General features: G+C 66.1%; 15 protein-coding genes and 6 pseudogenes. 6 read left to right on the top strand and 15 right to left on the bottom strand.

Annotation, left to right across the window (positions count from 1 at the left end; all coding sequences use genetic code 11):
* Positions 1–11: 11 nt before the first annotated feature.
* A complete protein-coding gene (locus ON20_RS39705; protein ID WP_245547622.1) occupies positions 12–749 on the bottom strand; it encodes a hypothetical protein in 738 nt (245 codons plus the stop codon).
* A gap of 83 nt (positions 750–832) precedes the next feature.
* On the opposite strand from ON20_RS39705, the gene ON20_RS32095 reads away from it, so the two are divergent.
* Complete coding sequence (locus ON20_RS32095; RefSeq protein WP_040841972.1) at positions 833–1,294, top strand: hypothetical protein; 462 nt, start codon at positions 833–835, stop codon at positions 1,292–1,294.
* Here ON20_RS32095 and ON20_RS32090 read toward each other — a convergent pair.
* The 12 genes and pseudogenes from ON20_RS32090 to ON20_RS41215 all read right to left on the bottom strand — a co-directional run.
* Positions 1,284–2,552 (bottom strand): cytochrome P450 family protein, encoded by a 1,269-nt coding sequence (locus tag ON20_RS32090; protein ID WP_083865584.1) that lies wholly within the window; start codon positions 2,550–2,552, stop codon positions 1,284–1,286. The two genes, ON20_RS32095 and ON20_RS32090, sit on opposite strands and share 11 nt — an antisense overlap.
* Positions 2,553–3,367: 815 nt before the next feature.
* Positions 3,368–4,040, bottom strand: a pseudogene (locus tag ON20_RS32085) (MspA family porin).
* Positions 4,041–4,104: 64 nt separating this feature from the next.
* Positions 4,105–4,493, bottom strand: a pseudogene (locus ON20_RS32080) (MspA family porin); the annotation flags it as partial.
* Positions 4,456–5,898, bottom strand: a pseudogene (locus ON20_RS39700) (amidohydrolase). The pseudogenes ON20_RS32080 and ON20_RS39700, both read right to left, overlap by 38 nt.
* A gap of 355 nt (positions 5,899–6,253) precedes the next feature.
* The gene (locus ON20_RS40120; protein ID WP_281032947.1) at positions 6,254–6,433 is read right to left on the bottom strand and encodes a flavin reductase family protein; all 180 of its coding nucleotides are present in this window, start codon (positions 6,431–6,433) and stop codon (positions 6,254–6,256) included.
* On the bottom strand, positions 6,360–6,728 hold the full coding sequence (locus tag ON20_RS32065) for a flavin reductase family protein (protein ID WP_281032953.1): 369 nt from the start codon (positions 6,726–6,728) through the stop codon (positions 6,360–6,362). Before ON20_RS32065 ends, ON20_RS40120 begins: the two co-directional genes overlap by 74 nt.
* A gap of 89 nt (positions 6,729–6,817) precedes the next feature.
* Complete coding sequence (locus tag ON20_RS32060; RefSeq protein ID WP_281032946.1) at positions 6,818–7,702, bottom strand: 4-hydroxyphenylacetate 3-hydroxylase N-terminal domain-containing protein; 885 nt, start codon at positions 7,700–7,702, stop codon at positions 6,818–6,820.
* Positions 7,669–8,315: pseudogene (locus ON20_RS40850) on the bottom strand (DUF2848 family protein). Before ON20_RS40850 ends, ON20_RS32060 begins: the two are co-directional and overlap by 34 nt.
* Positions 8,312–9,124: a carbon-nitrogen family hydrolase gene (locus ON20_RS32050; RefSeq protein WP_040841969.1), complete on the bottom strand. Its 813-nt coding sequence runs from the start codon at positions 9,122–9,124 to the stop codon at positions 8,312–8,314. Before ON20_RS32050 ends, ON20_RS40850 begins: the two are co-directional and overlap by 4 nt.
* A gap of 25 nt (positions 9,125–9,149) precedes the next feature.
* Positions 9,150–9,794: a GntR family transcriptional regulator gene (locus ON20_RS32045; RefSeq protein WP_040841967.1), complete on the bottom strand. Its 645-nt coding sequence runs from the start codon at positions 9,792–9,794 to the stop codon at positions 9,150–9,152.
* Between the two features lie 23 nt (positions 9,795–9,817).
* Positions 9,818–10,483, bottom strand: a complete 666-nt coding sequence (locus tag ON20_RS41220) for an MFS transporter (RefSeq protein WP_245547621.1) — start codon at positions 10,481–10,483, stop codon at positions 9,818–9,820.
* A 70-nt stretch (positions 10,484–10,553) separates the two neighbouring features.
* Positions 10,554–11,189, bottom strand: a pseudogene (locus ON20_RS41215) (MFS transporter); the annotation flags it as partial.
* Between the two features lie 543 nt (positions 11,190–11,732).
* Here ON20_RS41215 and ON20_RS32035 point away from each other — a divergent pair.
* Positions 11,733–12,173, top strand: a complete 441-nt coding sequence (locus ON20_RS32035; protein WP_157229177.1) for a hypothetical protein — start codon at positions 11,733–11,735, stop codon at positions 12,171–12,173.
* Between the two features lie 213 nt (positions 12,174–12,386).
* Here the strand turns inward: ON20_RS32035 and ON20_RS32030 are convergent, their stop codons facing one another.
* Complete coding sequence (locus ON20_RS32030) at positions 12,387–12,779, bottom strand: Rv0313 family protein (protein WP_040841966.1); 393 nt, start codon at positions 12,777–12,779, stop codon at positions 12,387–12,389.
* A gap of 123 nt (positions 12,780–12,902) precedes the next feature.
* A complete protein-coding gene (locus tag ON20_RS37205; protein ID WP_157229176.1) occupies positions 12,903–13,082 on the bottom strand; it encodes a hypothetical protein in 180 nt (59 codons plus the stop codon).
* A 318-nt stretch (positions 13,083–13,400) separates the two neighbouring features.
* On the opposite strand from ON20_RS37205, the gene ON20_RS39680 reads away from it, so the two are divergent.
* From ON20_RS39680 to ON20_RS33805, 4 genes and pseudogenes are all read left to right on the top strand, one after another.
* Positions 13,401–14,078 carry a DEAD/DEAH box helicase gene (locus tag ON20_RS39680; protein WP_245547620.1) on the top strand — a complete coding sequence of 226 codons (678 nt, stop codon included), beginning with the start codon at positions 13,401–13,403 and terminating at the stop codon, positions 14,076–14,078.
* Positions 14,079–14,184: 106 nt separating this feature from the next.
* Positions 14,185–15,693: an ATP-dependent helicase C-terminal domain-containing protein gene (locus ON20_RS39675; RefSeq protein ID WP_245547619.1), complete on the top strand. Its 1,509-nt coding sequence runs from the start codon at positions 14,185–14,187 to the stop codon at positions 15,691–15,693.
* Between the two features lie 443 nt (positions 15,694–16,136).
* Positions 16,137–16,736 (top strand): hypothetical protein, encoded by a 600-nt coding sequence (locus ON20_RS32015; protein ID WP_040841964.1) that lies wholly within the window; start codon positions 16,137–16,139, stop codon positions 16,734–16,736.
* A 37-nt stretch (positions 16,737–16,773) separates the two neighbouring features.
* A pseudogene (locus tag ON20_RS33805) lies at positions 16,774–17,660 on the top strand (IS5 family transposase).
* The last annotated feature ends 51 nt before the right edge of the window (positions 17,661–17,711 follow it).

Here is a 17,711-nt window from a genome sequence, read left to right as displayed (position 1 = left end):
CGTTGGAGCTCTCATTTCCGAGTGGAAGACAACTCGATTCCGGCGCGAGCGAAGGCCTTGACGATGTCGTTGGGCAAGTCCGGACGGACCCTCACCCCGTCTCCGAAAGCCCGCGATACTTCTTCGGCCAACTCTGCCATCCGGCGCGGTTCCGACCCACCCGGATAGCGCTCGCCCAGCAGCGTGTCCAGCAACTCGCGGTGAACATCCGCGCGCCACGGGATCCCCGACCGCGACATCTCCGCGGCAACCAGCATGCCCGCCGATTCGGCGGCAAGCAGCAGCCGCATCCGCTCCGGATGCTCGGTGGCCGCTGTCCGGACGACCTGACCCGCGTAGACCTCCAACAGGGCGGTGAATTCGTTCGTGCCGGGTGGCAGCGGCACCGGGCCCGAGCCGAACAACGACGGCTGGATCTCGGCAACCCGTGCGGGGGCGTCCGGTGGAACAGGCAGATTGTGCAAGCGGGCCCAAGCGGCCGCCAGCGAACGGGGCTGACCCGACTGCCCTTCCTCGTACCCGATCAGCAAGGCCTCCGCGGCCTCCACGTCGTAGCAGCGCTCGACCCGCACGCCCGCCGCCGGCAGGAATCGGTATATCTCGGCGGTGGACCGCCACACCCACCTCTCGACCTCGGGGCGGGAACGCACTGCCTCGGCGATCGAGGGCTCGTAGATCACCGCTCCGGCGGGCCGACCGTCCGGGTCGAGTGCACACAGATACGCGCCCCCATCGCCCGATTCTGCCACCACCCACCTCACATCCCCGAGTCTGGCACCAGTGTCCGACACCCACGGCAGCGGTTCGTCGCGTCGTCGGCTCTATCTGTTGGGTGGCCCGCGATGAGGACCGCTCTGATGTCACCGAGGGCGTCGATGAACGTGCGGATCTCTGTTTCGGTGAATCGTTGAGGCTTGGGCAGATGGTCGAGCTCTGCTTCGGCGGCGGCCTTGTCTGCCTGGGCGGCGTTCATCGCGGCTACCAGCACCTGCGGATCGACACCTGCCTCGATTGCGGCCAGATGTCGGACCGGGCGGACCTCGGCATCATGCAGGACACGCTGTGGGACCGCAAGTGCCGGAAGGCGACGTCAGTGCAACAGGCCGAACAGCTGGTGCGCGTCGATCAGGGCAAGGACTTCCTTTCCGGCCCTATCGGGCCGTGCTCAGAACCCGCCGAGGAAACGAGGCAACCTCAACCGGAACCAGGGCGGTTCAGCACAACCCGGATACAACCGGACCAGCCCTTCTACCGGAAGGATCGGGTTAACCCGCTGACATACTTCATACAGTAATCGGCGGAGCCGGTACGAATGCAACGGGCAAGCACGCCAAGGAGCGATGGTAGGGTCCGGGCCGCCACTGCAAATCCTCGATGGGGACCGCCAACTCCATCTCGGGTAGCGCATCGAGCAGTTGATCTATCGCCGCGCGAGCGACGGTAGTGGATAGATCCTTCGCCGGGCAGGCATGCGGGCCGGCACTCCAGGCAAGGTGGGACCGATTGGCAGTGAAATCCCCGGAATGCACCGCGGGATCGTTATTACACGCGGACATGCTGATCAGCACAGGCTGATGCGCCGGTAACCACACATCATCGATGAGGATCGGCTGCCGCGGATAACTGAAGCAGAAGTTCGCCAGAGGCGGATCAGTGAACAGCAACTCCTCCAGCGCGTCCACGGTCGAGAGACTACCGCTGACCATCCCTCCGCCGAACCGGTCGTCGGTCAGCATCAGTCGCAACGTATTCGATATGAGGTTGACTGTCGGTTCGATCCCCGCCCCGTATATGACGACCAGTTGGTGAATCACCTCCTCCTCGGTCAGTTCCGCGCTATGCGCGATCATTCGAGTGGTGATGTCGTTGCCGGGCTCGGCGATCCTGTGCATGGTCTGCTCATACAGCGCCGATTCCAATATCACGTTGCCCGCTTCGGCATCGGCGGAGGTGTCGAATACGGCGGCCATGCCCTGCGCGACGCGCGCCCCGATATCGGGCGAGCAGCCGACCAGGGTGTTGAGGACCTCGAAGACAAGGGGGTGCACGAACTGTGCGAGCAGATCGGCGTGTCCGGCGGCGCAGAAGGTGTTGATCAACGACACCGCGGTTTTCTCGACCAACGCCTGTGCGGCGTGCAGGTCGATTCCATTGAGAGCGAAGGTGTTGGCCGAGCGCAGCCGAGCATGTACAGATCCGGTATTACGCAGCGCATTCGGCCGCCACTGCAACATCGGTCGGACGGGACAGTCGAGCGGCACGTTCGCCTGCCAGGCCCGAGGGTCGGCCGGAAAGTGCTCGGGGTCGTGCAGGATTCGCTTCGCGGTCTCGTAGGTGACCACAAGGGTGGCCGGGACACCCGGCGCGATCTCCACGGGGGCCAGCGATCCGTAGCGGGCTCTCAGCTCCAGGTAGACACGCTGGGGATCCGCGGCGAATTCCTTGGTATATAAAGCTACTCGCGGTCCGTCACCATCGATCAGCGAACTGGGTGCAACCGGGCGGCCGTCATGGGAAGACAACGGCGTTTCCAGCGGCTGAGGCGTAGACACAGGGAAACTCCAGACGATTCGACAGTTACAAACGGAATATGGCGAACGAGGTTGTCGGCCGGATCCATGACCGACTGGCGGGGGACCCATCGGGAAGGCGTGTCTTGTTGTTCCTTTACCGTCGGACACAGGTTGAGGGCAATAACTGCCGGCGATCACCGCCCGGCGGGGCTTGCCAATCGACTTCGACCCGCGCTGCTGACCACCGGTACGGTATATGGTGCGAGCTCCTGGCTCATGCGCCCCCTGGTCGAAGCGATTGCAATCCGTTGGCAAAGATTCGCGGTGATCATACTCTCTCCCCAGAAGGGGCGAACACCTGGCTACGATGCTACTCACCGATGTCAAGGCCTGCGGCGAAAACCGTGACCGGGCCGGCCGTTGAGGTGAGAATGTGACCGAATTGCGAGTATGTACGTTCTTCGCAGAGCGCACACCCGCGGCCCTTGTACACTCGTGCCATCGACTCGTCCATCGACCGAACTTCTACCCCGGCACGGATACCCGCGAGCGTGCACAGGATCGAAGAGGATCGCGGTGCGGCCGGCGGCTCGACCGATTCCCGATTCGAATCCGAGCCATACCGGGTGCCGGTGGGTATTCCTGCCCGCGGGCATCCGAGAGCGGGCGCTGTCCTCGCGCGGCCTCGAGTCATCGACCGGCCGGTCGGCCTGCGGGGTGCGCGCCGCCGAGCCGCGGAGGCCATTTCACTCCTCGAGCGGCAAGGGACGGCATGGCGCTCGCACGCCGCTCCGCATGGCTCCCGGCCGGTCCCGTGGCATCCGGTTCGGCCGGCGGGTCGGCCGAACCGGTGCTCAGCCGAGACTGAAAGGCCGACCCCACAGGGTGACCCAACTGGTAACAGTGTCGGTGATGACTTCAACTTTTCACGAATGCTCTGGCCTGGGCGTAGCCGGCGCAACCGATGAGCCCGATGGTGGAGTCCGCCCAGGTCACCGAACCGCTGCTGCCGGAGAAACTGTTGTAGGTTTTGTGCGACTCGGCACCGAAGTCGTAGGCCTTCTCCCGGTCCAGTAGGTAGAACGACCGCGCCTGCCCGGGACCGAGGGGAGAGACTGCCTCCCCCGACGCACCGACACCACCGGTGACCTGCTCGCCGCTCCAATCAGCGGTGCCCTCCACTCCACCATCGACACCGCCACCGGCGATATTGATCTGACACCCCACCGTGTAACCGGGGAAGATGCTGCCGCCGACCGCACTGTTGGCGCCGCCGATCTGCACCTGAGCACTTCCCGACGCCCACGCATTGCGGTGCGACGGCGTCGAACCCATCGACGGACTGATCGTCGCCGACTCCCCCACCAAACGTACGGTGACGACGGTGCCGTCCGACAGCGTTTTGACAATCTCACCACCCGGAAGCGGGACAAAAGTGTCAGCGTCGGCGGCGCCGGTGGACAACATACCGAACGCGATGGCAACCGTGGCACCGGCCACCCGCGCCGCATACTTACCGTTGATCATGTGTAAATCACCCTTCAAATGGATTGAGTCCGCTTATGCGAGAGGGATTTGGCCCATGGCAGGCTCAGCCGATGCTGAACGGCATGCCATACAAGGTGGTCTTGGAATAGTGGTCACCGATGATCTCCACAACCGTGTACGCACGCGCCTGCGCAAACCCGCACACCCCTGGACCTCGATCTCGGCGTCCTGATACTCCACCGAGTACACCCCCGATTTCTGAATGTCCTTGTAATCGATCTGCACGAACTTCACCTCCCCCGGACCTACGCTCAACCCCATCGACCCACCCAACGACCCACCGTTGAGACTCACCCCGCCCGACACGCCCGCCGAGATGGCGTCATCACCGATGGCAACCTGGCAGCCGACGATGTAGCCGGTGCTCAACTGCGAAGCACCATGAGTAGAAGAGTTATTCGTCCCCGGTGCCCCACTGGGCCCATTGGTCGGCCTCGGTTGCGGTGTCGACGTCGAACCACGTCATGCCCGCCTCGAGACCGGTGAGCGGGTACATGTCACGAGTGAATGTAGCGGTCGAGGGGAAGTCACTCGAGGACGACACCGTGATACCGGAGTCGAGGTAGCTCTGAAAACGCATCGCATTGTTCACTTCCGACGCGGGTGCATCGTCATACCAGCCCTTGCCATACCACGCCGGCTGCGGGACCGCGATGATGCCGAGTTCCCGGAAGCGGGCCAGGTCTTCGCCACGTGTCCAATCGAGATGCGTGATCGCATGCCTGGAGTCGCGCCGGCCGTTGCGCTGGGCGGCGTATTCGAAGGCGTCGAGCGCGTTGTCCTCCGGATAGAACCCGGGACTGCCGATCGCGTGTATGTATATCCGGAAGCCCTCCGCGTCCAGCGCCGCGACGGTCTCGTTGAGCACGTCCTGCTTCCACACGAGCTTCGCCTCCCCCACGCCATCGGCGAAGATCTTGATCGTGTCCAGCGTGAACTTCGACCCACGGTATTTGTCGCGCATTTCTACGAAATGCGCGACCTGCGAGTCGCCCTTCGTCTCGTCCGCCTACTGGGCGAGATCGAATTGGACTGTCAGTTTCTTCTCGTCGTCGAGTTGCTGGAATGCCTGTAGCAATGTCTCGGTCGGGTAGTGAATGGGCACGAAGGCCGAGGTGATCCCGTCCTCCGCGGCAACACGCTGCCACTCGAGGATGGTTTGCCGGTACTGCTCCACGGTAAAGTCCGATTGCGGCAGTGCGGAGATCACAAGGTTTTCCGCGCCGAACTCCTCGAGCTCTCCGGTGGGCTCACCGGTGACCGGGTCACGGACGATCGTCGCGCCTTCGGGATCTGGGGTGTCTTTGGTGATTCCGGCAAGCTCGAGCGCTTTCGAGTTGACGAGCAGCGTGTGGTGGCTGTTTTCGATAATCGCCACGGCAATATCGGGCACCGCCGCATCGATGAGTTGTTTGGGTAGGGCCCCGCGAGCACGGGCATCCTTCTCGATGTCGTCCCAGCCGACCCCGCGGAGCTGCGGCATGCTCGGGTTCTCGGCCCGATAGCCGCGCAGCGCGGCCTGCTTGTCCTCGACCGTTCTATGGCGGTCGAGGCCTAGCCAGAACAGGCTTTCGGCCATGAGGTAGGCGTGATTGTGTCCGTCGATGAACCCAGGGGTCACCATCTTGCCGTGAAGATCGACGACCCGCGCCGCATCGCCCTCGTAGGCCTGCGCACCGGCGTCGTCACCGACATAGACGATCCTGTCACCGCTGACCACGATCGCCTGGGCCCATTCCTGGGTGTCGTCGACGGTATAGATCCGACCGTTCTTCAACACGAGGTCGGCGTCCGGGGTCCGATCGCCGCTCGAACAGCCGGTGATGAGGCCTGCCATGAGGGCGGCCGCACCGAGAAGCACTGGGTACTTCTTCATTTGTATTCATTCCTGTCGTCGTGCCGTTCTGCTCACCGCCTTCGGCGGGGCCGAAATCGATGCCTGCCGGACCGGTCGCGCCGAATCGAGCCGAGGTGATCGCCATGGCGCACCCGGTACCACCCATAGGTGCCTGCCACCTGCTCGCAACGGCCGGGCGTGGAGTCGCGCCGACCAGTGTCGTAGACCGCGTGTATACAATCAGAGGCCCAAGAGAGGCCTTCCCGGTGAACAGATCCGGATGTTCAATAAACGAGCCCCGACGGCGCGCGGGCGCGTCGGGGACCGGCCCGCGCCGGCGGAAGCTACGTGGTGGTCAGTACCACCACGGCAATTCGTCGTGACCGAAATCGTGGAAATCGCCGAACCGGCCCGAGTAGAAGGCCAGTCCGGTGCCGTCGCGCCACCGCATATCGGTGATCTCACTGTAGAAGACACGGTGGTCGCCGATATCGTGCGCAGGGTGCACGCGACATTCCAGTTGCGCCAGGGGCATCCGGGATCAGTGGCAGTCCTGATCGGCCGAGGTCTATCGGAATGCCCTCGAACCGCGCACCACCGCGGGTGGCGAACCGCCGCGCAACCGCTTCCTGACGGGAACCGAGAATCGAGACGGCGAAGGTCCAGGTGGTTTCGACGGCCTCGGTGGTGCGGCTGCCGTGGGTGAGCGAGACGAGCAGAATCGGTGGTTCGAGACTCACCGAGGTGAGGGAGCTGATCGTCATCGCGCAGGGATTGCCGGTCCTGTCGTCCGCGCTGACGACCGCCACGCCGGTGGTGAACCGCCCCATACTGCGTCGCATATCCGTCGGTGTCGGACAATGGAATGCGGGTAGCGTCATGGCAGGCTCCTACCTGCTGTGGTAGCGGACTTCGAACGTTACGACGCCTTCGTCGGTGCGCCAGGGACCGTGCGGCATGCCCGGCGGCCGGCAGGCGTACATGCCTGCGGTGAAGGTTTCGCCGAGGGTGAGGTCGGTGAACGATCCCTCCAGGATGTAGACCTCTTCCCAGAAGTCGTGCTTCTGTACACCCATCGGCGATAGTCGAAACCACTCGTCGCGGCCGGGGCGTAGGGACGACGGCAGTAGAGCTTCAGACCGGCGGCATTGGCGGGGACGACAAACGACACCGCGAAGTCCTGATCGTCCGGGCCCAGCGGCTTGATGCAGGACACCAGGATCTCGTCGGCGATGGCCGCACCGGTGGCAAGCATCTGCGAGCCGCGCGCGATGAGCCCTTCCTCGGTTTCGCGGACGACGCCGACCTGGAGGAACTCTCCTTCCCAGCCCGAGGCGGTGGTCGCGCGCGATACCTGTGGCGGGATGATCGCGTAGGAGGCATACAGGTTCTCCGCGAGCAGTCGCCGGTGGAACGCGGTGACGTTGGCGGAGAAGTCGCGGGCGCCGCCGGCGAAGACCTCCGGGTGCGCGGCGAACGAGGCGAGGAAGGTACCGACATGGTCGGGGCTGCGACCGACCCAGCCCTGCGTGCGCCGGGCCCAGGTCTGAATCGCTTCGCGGCGGGCGCGTAGTTCCTCCTGGCTGCGCGGGATGCCGAAGACCAGGTTGGCGGCGGTGCCGGTTTCCGGCGCGGTGTACTGCATCTTGTTGGCGGGGTCGGCGGCCAAGTCGAACAGTTCGGCGATAGTGTGCGCGACCGGCGCGAACGCGGGGTGAGTGGTGACGTCGTCGACCTGTTCGCCGTCGACGAGGACGACCCGTCCGTCGTTCAGTGAGGCCAGGTACTCAGCTCCCGTACGCATCTCGAGCTCCTTCGGTGGTGGTTTAGGTGTGGGTTAGGGCGCCCGTCGGGCAGCAGAAGTTCGAAGTCCCAGCGCTTGCCGGGGGTAAACCGGCCATCGAGCAACGGCAGGGTTCCGGCGAAACAGACGATGTCGCCCCCATCGTCGCCGAGCCGGTCGGTGACGACGCCGAGCAGGTCGCCGGGCGTGCGCAGGGCCGCGAGCGTCCCGTCCTGGTAGAGCCGTCCGTCCACCCAGCTGCGGGCGCGGCAGGCGTCCCAGTCGAAGGCGTCCCAGTCGTCGACCTCGACGATGTTCGGCCCGAGCGGCTTGGCGCAGGCCCGTTTCGACTCGCCGATGTCGACGGTCTCGAGGATGCGGTCGGTGTGGTCGGAGCCGACGCCGAGGAAGTAGCGGCCGCAGTGGTGACGGTGGCGGTGGCGACGGAGTACAGCATCGGCACGGTCTCCGGAGGTGCGACACCGATGGCGGCCAGCTCGGCGATGTGGTGACGCACGGCGGCTTCGTCGCGACCGGTATAGCCCGCGACCAGCGCTCGCGCATCGTCGAAGCGCAAGTTCTCGCCAGAGCCGAGGACGGTGCAGCTCAATGGGTCGGTGATGGCGTCGGTCATGGCAGCACCTCTCGCGGAGCCAGGGCGCCGTAGTCGTCGAGCCGGTCGTCCAGCACCGGGAACTCCGCGCGGGTACGCCCGACGACGGCGGGGTCGACCTCGACGAGGGTGAACCCTTCGGAGTCGTCGGCCTCGGCGAGCACCTCCCCCCACGGATCGACGACGCGGCTGTGGCCGCCCAACTCCACCCCATTGTGCGTCCCGACCGCATTGCAGGCGATGACGATGACCTGGTTGTCGACCGCGCGGGCGGCGGTGAGCAGGCGCCAGTGCGCCAGACGGGCTTTCGGCCAGGCGGCGGGCACGATGACGATCTCGGCGCCCGCGCGGACCAGTTCGGCCCACAGTCCGGGGAAGCGCAGGTCGTAGCAGGTGGTCGCGGAGGTCGGACCGAATGCCGTGTCGGTGACCCCGATCCGCTGTCCGGGCAGCAGCAGCCGCGCTTCGCGAGACCGGTAGCCGAAGACGTGGACCTTGCTGTAGCGGTGCGCGATTCGGCCGTCCGGGTCGATGAGCACCACGGTATTGCGCAGTTTACCGCCGTCGGTGCGCTCGACGATGCTGCCCACGTGCACGTAGCAGCGTCGGTCGCGGGCCGCGGCCTGCAGCACCTGGACGGTGGGACCGTCGAGGGTCTCGGCGGCGGTCTGGTAGTCGTCGAAGTGGTTGTAGCCGACGCGCCACAGCTCGGGCAGCACGATCAGGTCGGCGTCGGCGCTGAAACCGGCCAGCGACCGCCGTACCCGTTCGAGCCGGTGTGCCGGAGTTTCGGTGTCGGGGCTGACTATCTGCGCCAGTGCGACTCTCATCAATTCATCCTTGGGTATCAGTGGCTCAGAATCTGGGTTGCTTGAGTGAGCACAGGGTGGTGTCGAGGTGCTCGCGCACGGCGCGGATGGCGGCCTCGGTATCGCGTACGGCCAATGCGTCGAGAATGGCGCCGTGTTCGACGAGGACCTGCTTCTTGCGCTGTTCGTCGGAGAGCATGATGCGCACGCCCATCCGCATCTGCCGGTCGCGCAGCGAACGGTAGAACTCGTGCATCACCTGGTTGCCCGCCGCGCGGATGACCGTGGTGTGGAACTCGAGGTCGTGGGCGATGAACTCGACCGGGTCGGTATCGGCCTTCTGCTCTGCGATCAGATCACGCAGCCGGTCGGGAACCCGACCGGGGTTGGGTGCGACCTGGGCGATCGACCACTCCTCCACGACCCGCCGGGCCTGCATCACATCATCGACGTCCTTGTCCGTCAGTGCCGGGATGTAGGCGCCCTTGTGGGGCACCCGGCGGATGAACCCTTCGGCCTCCAGCCGCAACAGGGCTTCGCGGACGGGTGTGCGTGAGGTGCCCGAGGCCGCGGCGACCTGGACCTCGGACAGGAACATCTCTTCATCGCGAGGCAGGGTGAGGATGGTGTTCTTCAACCATTCGTAAGCCAGCTCCGGCGCGGAGGCCGCGCTGGTCTTCGATGTCGTCATGAGAGATGCCCTTTCCTCGGTAGTTACCGGATGACTACAGCTGTGTCGGCGGAAGCGCTGGGAAGCGTCGCTTCCTCGTGCACGTCGGCGAGATCCACCGCGCGGGTCTCCCGGGCCACCAGGGCAGCGACCAACGAAATCGCCCCCATGACCGCCAGGTAGGCCGCGATGGCCTGGCCCGTGCCGAAGTGGTCATACAGCGCGATGGCGATAATCGGGGCCAGCGATCCGGCCAGCACCGAGGCCAAGTTGTAGGCCAGCGACACCCCCGAATAGCGGACCTCGGTCGGGAACAGCTCGGAGAAGAAGGCGCCGATCACCGCGCTGTAGGCGGCGAAGATAACCAGTCCGACGGCCACCGCGAAGAAGATCGCACCGGTGGCGGTGGTGTCGAGCAGCGCGAAGAATACGAACGCCCACACGATCGTCGCGACCGAAGCACCGATGTAGATGGGCCTGCGTCCGATCCGGTCGGCCAGCACCGCGAACAGCGGGATCGCGACCAGGGCTACCGCCATCCCGATCATCACCGCGTTCAATCCGGTGCTGCGCGGCAGGTCGAGAATCTGCGTGAGATAGGTGATGACGAATAGCGAGAAGATAGAGAACCCCGCATTCTCGCCGAACCGGGTAAACGCTGCCAGCAGGATCTGGCGCCAGTATCCGCGGACCGCGGCGTTCAGCGGCATTCGCACCATTCGCGGGCCGGTCGCGGCCCGGGTCTTGTTCGAACAGCGGAGTCTCGGCGACGTACAGTCGCAGCACCAGGCCGATCACGACCAGCAGCGCCGACATACCGAATGCGGTCCGCCACCCCCACGACAAAAACGCCTCCTCTGACAGCACCGCGCCCAGCAACGCCAGCGCGCCCGCGGCCAGCAGGTTGCCCAGCGGCGGACCCAGGTTCGGCCACGCCGACCAGAAGGCCCGCCGCTTGGAGTCACCATGCTCGGAGACCAGCAGCACCGCACCGCCCCATTCGCCGCCGAGCGCGAAACCCTGCACCAATCGCACCAGCACCAGCAGCAGCGGGGCGGCAATCCCGATGGTGGCGTAGGTCGGCAGCAGCGCGATAAGGAATGTCGATACGCCCATCAACAGTAGGCTCGCGATCAGCGTGGCCCGGCGGCCCTCGCGGTCGCCGAAGTGTCCGAGCACGGCGGCACCCAGCGGACGGGCAACGAACCCGACGGCATACGTGGCGAAGGCCAGCATCGTGCCGATCAGCGGATCCTCCGATGGGAAGAACAGCTTGTTGAACACCAGCGCGGCGGCGGTGCCGTACAGGAAAAAGTCGTACCACTCCACGGCGGTGCCCGTGAGGCTGGACCCTGCGACAATCGGCAAACTCGTGTGTGTTCGCCGGTTGGTAGATTTGGTTCTGGCGGTTGCCATGTCGACTCCTCGTCGATTCGTCGCTACCTGACGATCCACCGCCCCACGTCTACCTGCACGTAGATGTCTGAAACGGGCGATGGATGGTGCTGCCGGGCTCGGTGGTTGTTGGCGCAACCACCGAGCCTCCCCACCCCTCGGACCGACTGTGAACCCGATCACGAAGAGCGTGTGTACCAGTTGTATACTATCGGTCTACAATCGATCAAGTGGGTGAATGTTCCCCGAAGCCGAGAAACCGAAAATTGATCAGGATCCGCCTCGCCGATGTGTCCGGCGAGGGTAGCGACACCACCGCAGCCGCACACAACAGTCTGGCCACCTTCGCTGGACACCTGACCGACGCCCGTGCGCTTGCCTGCCCTTCCGGCCGAGGGAATACACCGGCGGGCAGCACTGCACCGGGTGGCGGCCGGTCGATGGTCGGCCCGGCAGCCGGCCTGCTCCAGAGCAGATCCGTCCACTGTCGACCAGCAGTCCGGGTTTAAGGCAGCTCCGCATGGGGTAGACCCAACGGAAGTCTCGCAGAGAGGAACAGTTGTTTTGGGAATGCTATTGCGCCCGTTGCTCCTCGGCGCATGCGCCGCGACGGCTCTGCTGCCGGTCGCCGCGCCCGCCGGCGCCCAAACAACAGCAGCTGATTTCGAAGACGCCCGGGTGGAAGTGTTCCCCGGATGCGCCGGCATGGTCCGCACGGTGGTATCGGTAAGCCCGCTACCGACCGGTATTCCGGGAGTCCGTGTGGTAGTGCTGTTCAAGGCAGACCGTCAGGACCCGGCCTGCGCAGTGACGACAACGGTGAATTGGCGCAATATCGATTCCGGGACCAGCGGATCCGCGGACCTCATAGTGTCGTCCCTTCCCGCACCCGGCGGCTTCTTCAATCCCGACCACGGTTACGGCCGGACACTGGCCGATACCGGACCCGGCACAGTGGTCATCACAGTCAGCACGAATCCGGGCGAGGTCAGCATCATCGTCTGAGGGCGGGACGGCGAGAAGCCGCCTCGGACCTACAGTCCGTCGATGACCAGCCTACAGTCCGTCGATGACCAGGAGTCTTTGCTCCAGTAGAGCGTGTGCGTACTGGTTCGCTCCCCCTCCGGACACCAGGGCAGAGCGGCGGCCCCGGGACAGGGACCGGGCCGAGCGGGCCGATCTGTCTCCGCCTGCTGTTCGTGAAGCGAGTCAACGCCGTCAGGGCATATCCAACACACTTGCCGGAACACCATAGGGCAGAAACCGCACCCGACGGCGTGCATCGGTGTTGTCGCGATGCGCACGCAAGGCCTCGAGCTCGCTCGGAAAGACCTGGTCAACCCTGGCCTCGCCGACGTCATCGATACTGTAGATCGCCCACACCCCGCTACCGGTCTCACCGGTGGTCCCGCCCTCGGGTTCCGGCGGACGTGGCCGGTCCGGTTGGACGAACTGACCGAGCAGCGACGCCAGCGAACCGACGCTCGCATGATCTACGCGATCCAGGTATGCGCCGGCTTTCCCGAGCAGGTCGCGGAGCTCGGTTCCCGCCCCACGCAGTGCGCGTTCGAAATCTTCCGGGTCAATGCCGAAAGGCCCGTTGGTTGGCATCGCATGTGCTCCTTGGGACGATGTTGGGCGCTACGTTCTCAGTGTCCTCGCGAATCACCGACTTCGCCACGCCGACCTCGCCGATCCTCGATGCCGTCACGTTTCCGCGATGTGCGGGCGATCTCACCGGTGGGTGTGGACGGCCGCGGTGTGGGCACCGACCGCCGAACCGCTGCCCGGTACCCAGATCATCGGGACCCTGCCCAACGGATCCGCCAACCGGCCACCGTGCTGGACTCCGGTGAACCACTGCACCTGGACCGGGACGAACTCACCGCCGCCACCTGCCCCGGAACCACACACCGGCCACCGTTACACCGCGACCGGCCGGAGGCGCCTCGGATTCGCGATACGGGAAGAACGCAGCGCAGGTTTGTCGACCGGTCGGCTATTCCCTGACCAAGTTCATGCGGTGGGCGTTGCGGATCGGAGCCGAGGCCTCAGACTGGGTGGTTGTGAAACTGCCCGAGCTTCCTGATCTACCGGTCCGTGGCGTTCTCGAACGTCTTGTGGAGATGTTGGCCGACCGCGGGACGGCTGTGCTGGTCGCGCCGCCGGGGACCGAGAAAACGACCTTGGTGCCCTTGGCGCCGACGGTATGTGTTGCGGGACGGGTGCTCGTTGCCGAGCCTCGACGGTTGGCGGCTCGGGCCGCAGCCGGACGGATGGCTGCGCTGCTGGGCGAACAGGTGGGCGAAACCGGGCTACTCGGTCCGGGGAGATCGACGAGTAGGGCGGCAGACTCGGATCGAGGTCGTCACGTCCGGATTGCTGGTACGACGGTTACAGGACGATCCCGAGTTGGCGGGGGTCGATGTGGTTGTGCTCGACGAGTGTCATGAGCGGCATCTCGATGCGGATCTGCTGTTGGCGTTGCTGCTGGATGCTCGGGCCGGACTGAGGCCGGATCTGCGGGTGCTCGCCACGTCGGCGACTGTCGCAGCCGAACGTCTTTCGGCGCTCTTGGGTGGGAATCACGCGGCGCCGGTGGTGCAGGTCCAGGGTCGGACCTATCCCGTGGACACGACATATTTCCCGTCGTTGCCACGGGAGCGGATCGAAGCGCTGGTCGCGCGCGCCACCCGAGCCGCGCTCGCCGGAACCGAGGGCGATGTACTGGTCTTCCTACCCTGGGCATCCGAAATCCGAAAGACAACAGCACTTCTGGCCGATCCGGACGGCGTGGACGTCGTTCCGTTGCACGGCAGACTGTCGGCGGCGAGGCAGGACACGGCGTTGCGGTGCCCGGTCCTCGGCGACGAGTGGTGTTGTCCACGGCGGTGGCGGAGTCCAGTCTGACGGTGCCGAGGGTACGGTCCGTGGTGGATTCGGGACTCGCCCGTGTCCCGCGCATCGACCGGGCGCGGGGTTATCGGGGCTCGCGACAGTCCGCGTCTCGGGGGCGGTGGCCGAGCAGCGGACCGGGCGGGCCGGACGTGAGGCGCCGGGCCGGGTGTGGCGATGCCGACCGGAGTACGAGCAGGGCACGCTGCCCGCCTATCCGGAGCCGGAGATTCGAACGGCGGACCTGACGCGGTTGGCGTTGGAGCCGGCATGCCGGGGCACGGCCGATGGGCACGGCCTCTCCTGGTGGGATACTCCACCGCCCGGCGGGCCGGCTGCCGGCCGGGCAGTACTGCGTGCGTTGGGGGCCGTGCACGAAGACTGTGTGGTGACCGACCGTGGGCGGCGCATGGCGCGGGTCGGGCTGCACCCCCGGCCGGCGCGCGCATGGCTCGATGGGGCGGCCGTGGTCGGTGCGCGAACGGCTGCGGAAGTGGTCGCCCTCCTCGATGACGACACATATACGTCTGTGGTGGATCTCGCGGCCGGTCTGCGTATACTGCGGCGCGAGCAGCCGGTGCGCTGGCGGCGAGAGGTCGAGCGACCGGCCCGATCGGTCGAGGGACCGGACGGGGCCGACGACCCGGCTTACGTTGTCGCGCTGGCTCATCCGGAGCGGCCGGCGCGACGGCGCCGCCCGGATTCGGCGAGCTATCTCATGGCCGGCGGCACTGCGGTCATGCTGCCGCCGGACTCCGGAACAGGCGATCCGGAGTGGCTGGCAGTCGGCGTCGCGACACGCGACCCCGGTCGCTCCGAGGGATACATCCGGCTGGCTGCGGTCGCCGATGAACGGCTGGCCCGCCGTGCCGCATCGAGCCTGCTCACCACCGTCGACGAGGTGGAGTGGGTCGACGGCGATGTAGTCGCCCGGCGGGTCGAACGGCTGGGTGCGATCACGTTGTCCGAGAGGCAGGTTCGCGACCCCGATGCCGAGTTGCTCGGCGCAGCGGTGCGGTGTGGGCTGACCTCGACCGGGCTCGGCCTGTTGACCTGGAATTCGGAGGCGATCGCTTTACGTCGGCGCCTCGACTTCCTGCACCGCATCCTCGGCGACCCCCGGCCGGCGGTCGATGACGAGTCGCTGCTCTCCACCGCCGACACCTGGCTCGGCCCCGAACTCGCCACTGCCCGCCACCGTGCCGACCTCGAAAGCATCGACACCGGACAGGCCCTACGCCGCCTGCTGCCATGGCCGGACGCCGCCCGAATGGACGAACTGGCACCGGAGCGCATAGCGGTCCCCTCCGGCAGCCGACCCCGACTCGACTACTCGACCGACCCGCCGGTACTCGCGGTCAAAGTGCAGGAAGTCTTCGGCTGGACAGATACACCACGCCTGGCCCATGGCCGCGTCCCGATCGTGCGGCACCTGCTCTCACCCGCCCAAAGCCCGGTCGCGGTCACTGCAGACCTGGCGTCCTTCTGGCGCACCGGCCGGCCCCGAGTCCGCGCCGACCTCCGCGGCCGCTACCCCAAACACGCTCGGCCGGAAGACCCCACCACCGTGCCCGCCCACTGGGGCACTGCCCGCAACGCGAGCCGTGATCAACCAGGACCACCACGCTGACCAGTAATTTCGAATGCTGGAACGGCCGGCAAGCCCTCCAGCCCGTGCCCGGAGGACCGAAGAACCGGCCTTCGATCAGCGCTCTGAGGTCCATAGCGCGGGCCTCGGCTCCGAGCTCCACGCTCGGAGCCGAGGTACTGGCCACCGTCGCGTACCCGTCTTCTTCCGCATCCACCACCGATACCCGCTACTACCGGTTCGTGGTCCTGCAGGGACCCACTGGCCACGGTCTTCGGCGCCGCCTACGTCAACCCAGACCAAACGGGGCGCCGCCATGGTCCGGCGCAGCTGCGCCGCCATCCGCGACCCGGAATCCCTCACCGGGCAACCGGCCACCGTATTCTCCGAACCGGCCCGTATAGGTACTCTCGAAGCTCCAGCAGTACAACACGATTCGCATGGTCGGCGCCGCGTCAGCGGGTCGTCGGGGAGGTATCGGTCACATGTATCCAGGCCGGCAGTCGCATCCGGAGCAACCCTCGCAGGGGTACCCGGGTCAGGGACAATTCGCGGCACCCGCCACCGGGCCGGTCGAGGTCGCTTTCGTCTCGGATCAGACCACTGCGCGCACACTCGGCCGGGTGACCGCCCTGATGAACTGGCGGCTACCCGCCCTGTGGATATTCGTGGCGGTGCTACCGGTCATATTGTTGGTTCGCGGTATCTTCCGATTGCTGTCCGGTGGGACGGATACGGAGATCGATCCCGTCGAGATCTTCGGTGCGTTCTTCGTGGTCCTGGCCTTCGAACTGGTGGTCCTCATGCTGCTCACCGGATGGACGATGGTGCGTGGCAATCCGCACATCCGCCGGTACTCTCGGCCAGGGACACAGATGTGGGCACGCTACACGCACGACGCACTGTACCTGCGATTACCACAAAGCGTCGATATGCACCTGCCGTATACCAACATCAAACGGCTCAGCGTGTACCGGGACGTGGTGTACCTGCGCAAGAGCGACGGTAGAGGTTTTGCGCTCCCGCGCGCCCTCGTCTCGGAGCCCGCGCTGGCGCTCATGCGAAACGCTGGAGTGCGAATCTGAGCGTGACCCGCGCCGAGCAGGCGGAGTTCCGATACCCGTGGGGGCGGGCCGCGCGGACCTGACCGGCGCCCAGTGGGCGCGGTTGCAGCCGCTGCTGCCCCGCAACCAGAAGACGGGCCGCCCACCCGCGTGGACGAAACGACAGCTCATCAACGGAATCAGATGGCGGACCCGCGTCGACCGTCCGTGGCGCGACATCCCACCGCAATACGGCTCCCGGCCGGCGGTCTATGGATTGTTCCGGCGATGGCAGCGCACCGGGCCTGGGCTGTCATCCTGAAAATGCTGCAAGCCTTCGCCGAGGCCACCGGTGCGATCGTGTGGCAGGTCGGCGTCGACTCCACGATCATGCGAGCTCATCAGCATGCGGCCGGAGCCCGTCGTGACCCGGGCCGCCAAGCCGGACCACCAGACGGGTCCGGCGAGGAGGAACCCGGCGACCAAGCCCTCGGCCGCTCCCGCGGCGGATGGACAACAAAACTGCATCCGGCCTGTGAAGACCACTGCCCGGTGATGGGAATGCTGCCCACCGCCGGCCAGGCCGTCGACAGCCTGTGCTTCGCGACGGTCCTGGACCGGATCGAGGTGCCACGACCCGCGACCGGACCCGCCGCCCGGAACGGGTGCTCGCCGACAAGGCCTACTCCAGCCGCGGCAACCGCACCTGGCTGCGTCGGCACCGGGATCAAAGCCACGATCCCGGTGCCGTCCGACCAGGTCGCCCACCGCCGGGCCCGCGGCCGCGCCGGTGGACGGCCGCCGGCGTTCGACCCGATCCTCTACCGCGACCGCAACACCATCGCACGCGGCATCAACCAACTCGAACAACGTCGCGCAGTGGCCACCCGCTTCGACAAACTCGCCGTCCGCTACCTGGCCACCACCCATATTGCCGCCGTCAACCAATGGCTCCGTCACGAATGACAGCCGGGCCGGCCCTCGGCAGACCCACTGCCGAGCACTTCGGTACAGGCT

The organism is Nocardia brevicatena NBRC 12119, from assembly GCF_000308495.1.
Lineage (GTDB): Bacteria > Actinomycetota > Actinomycetes > Mycobacteriales > Mycobacteriaceae > Nocardia > Nocardia brevicatena.
The sequence above is the reverse complement of the archived record's forward strand: the minus strand, read 5'-3'. Positions and strand labels throughout refer to the sequence as shown.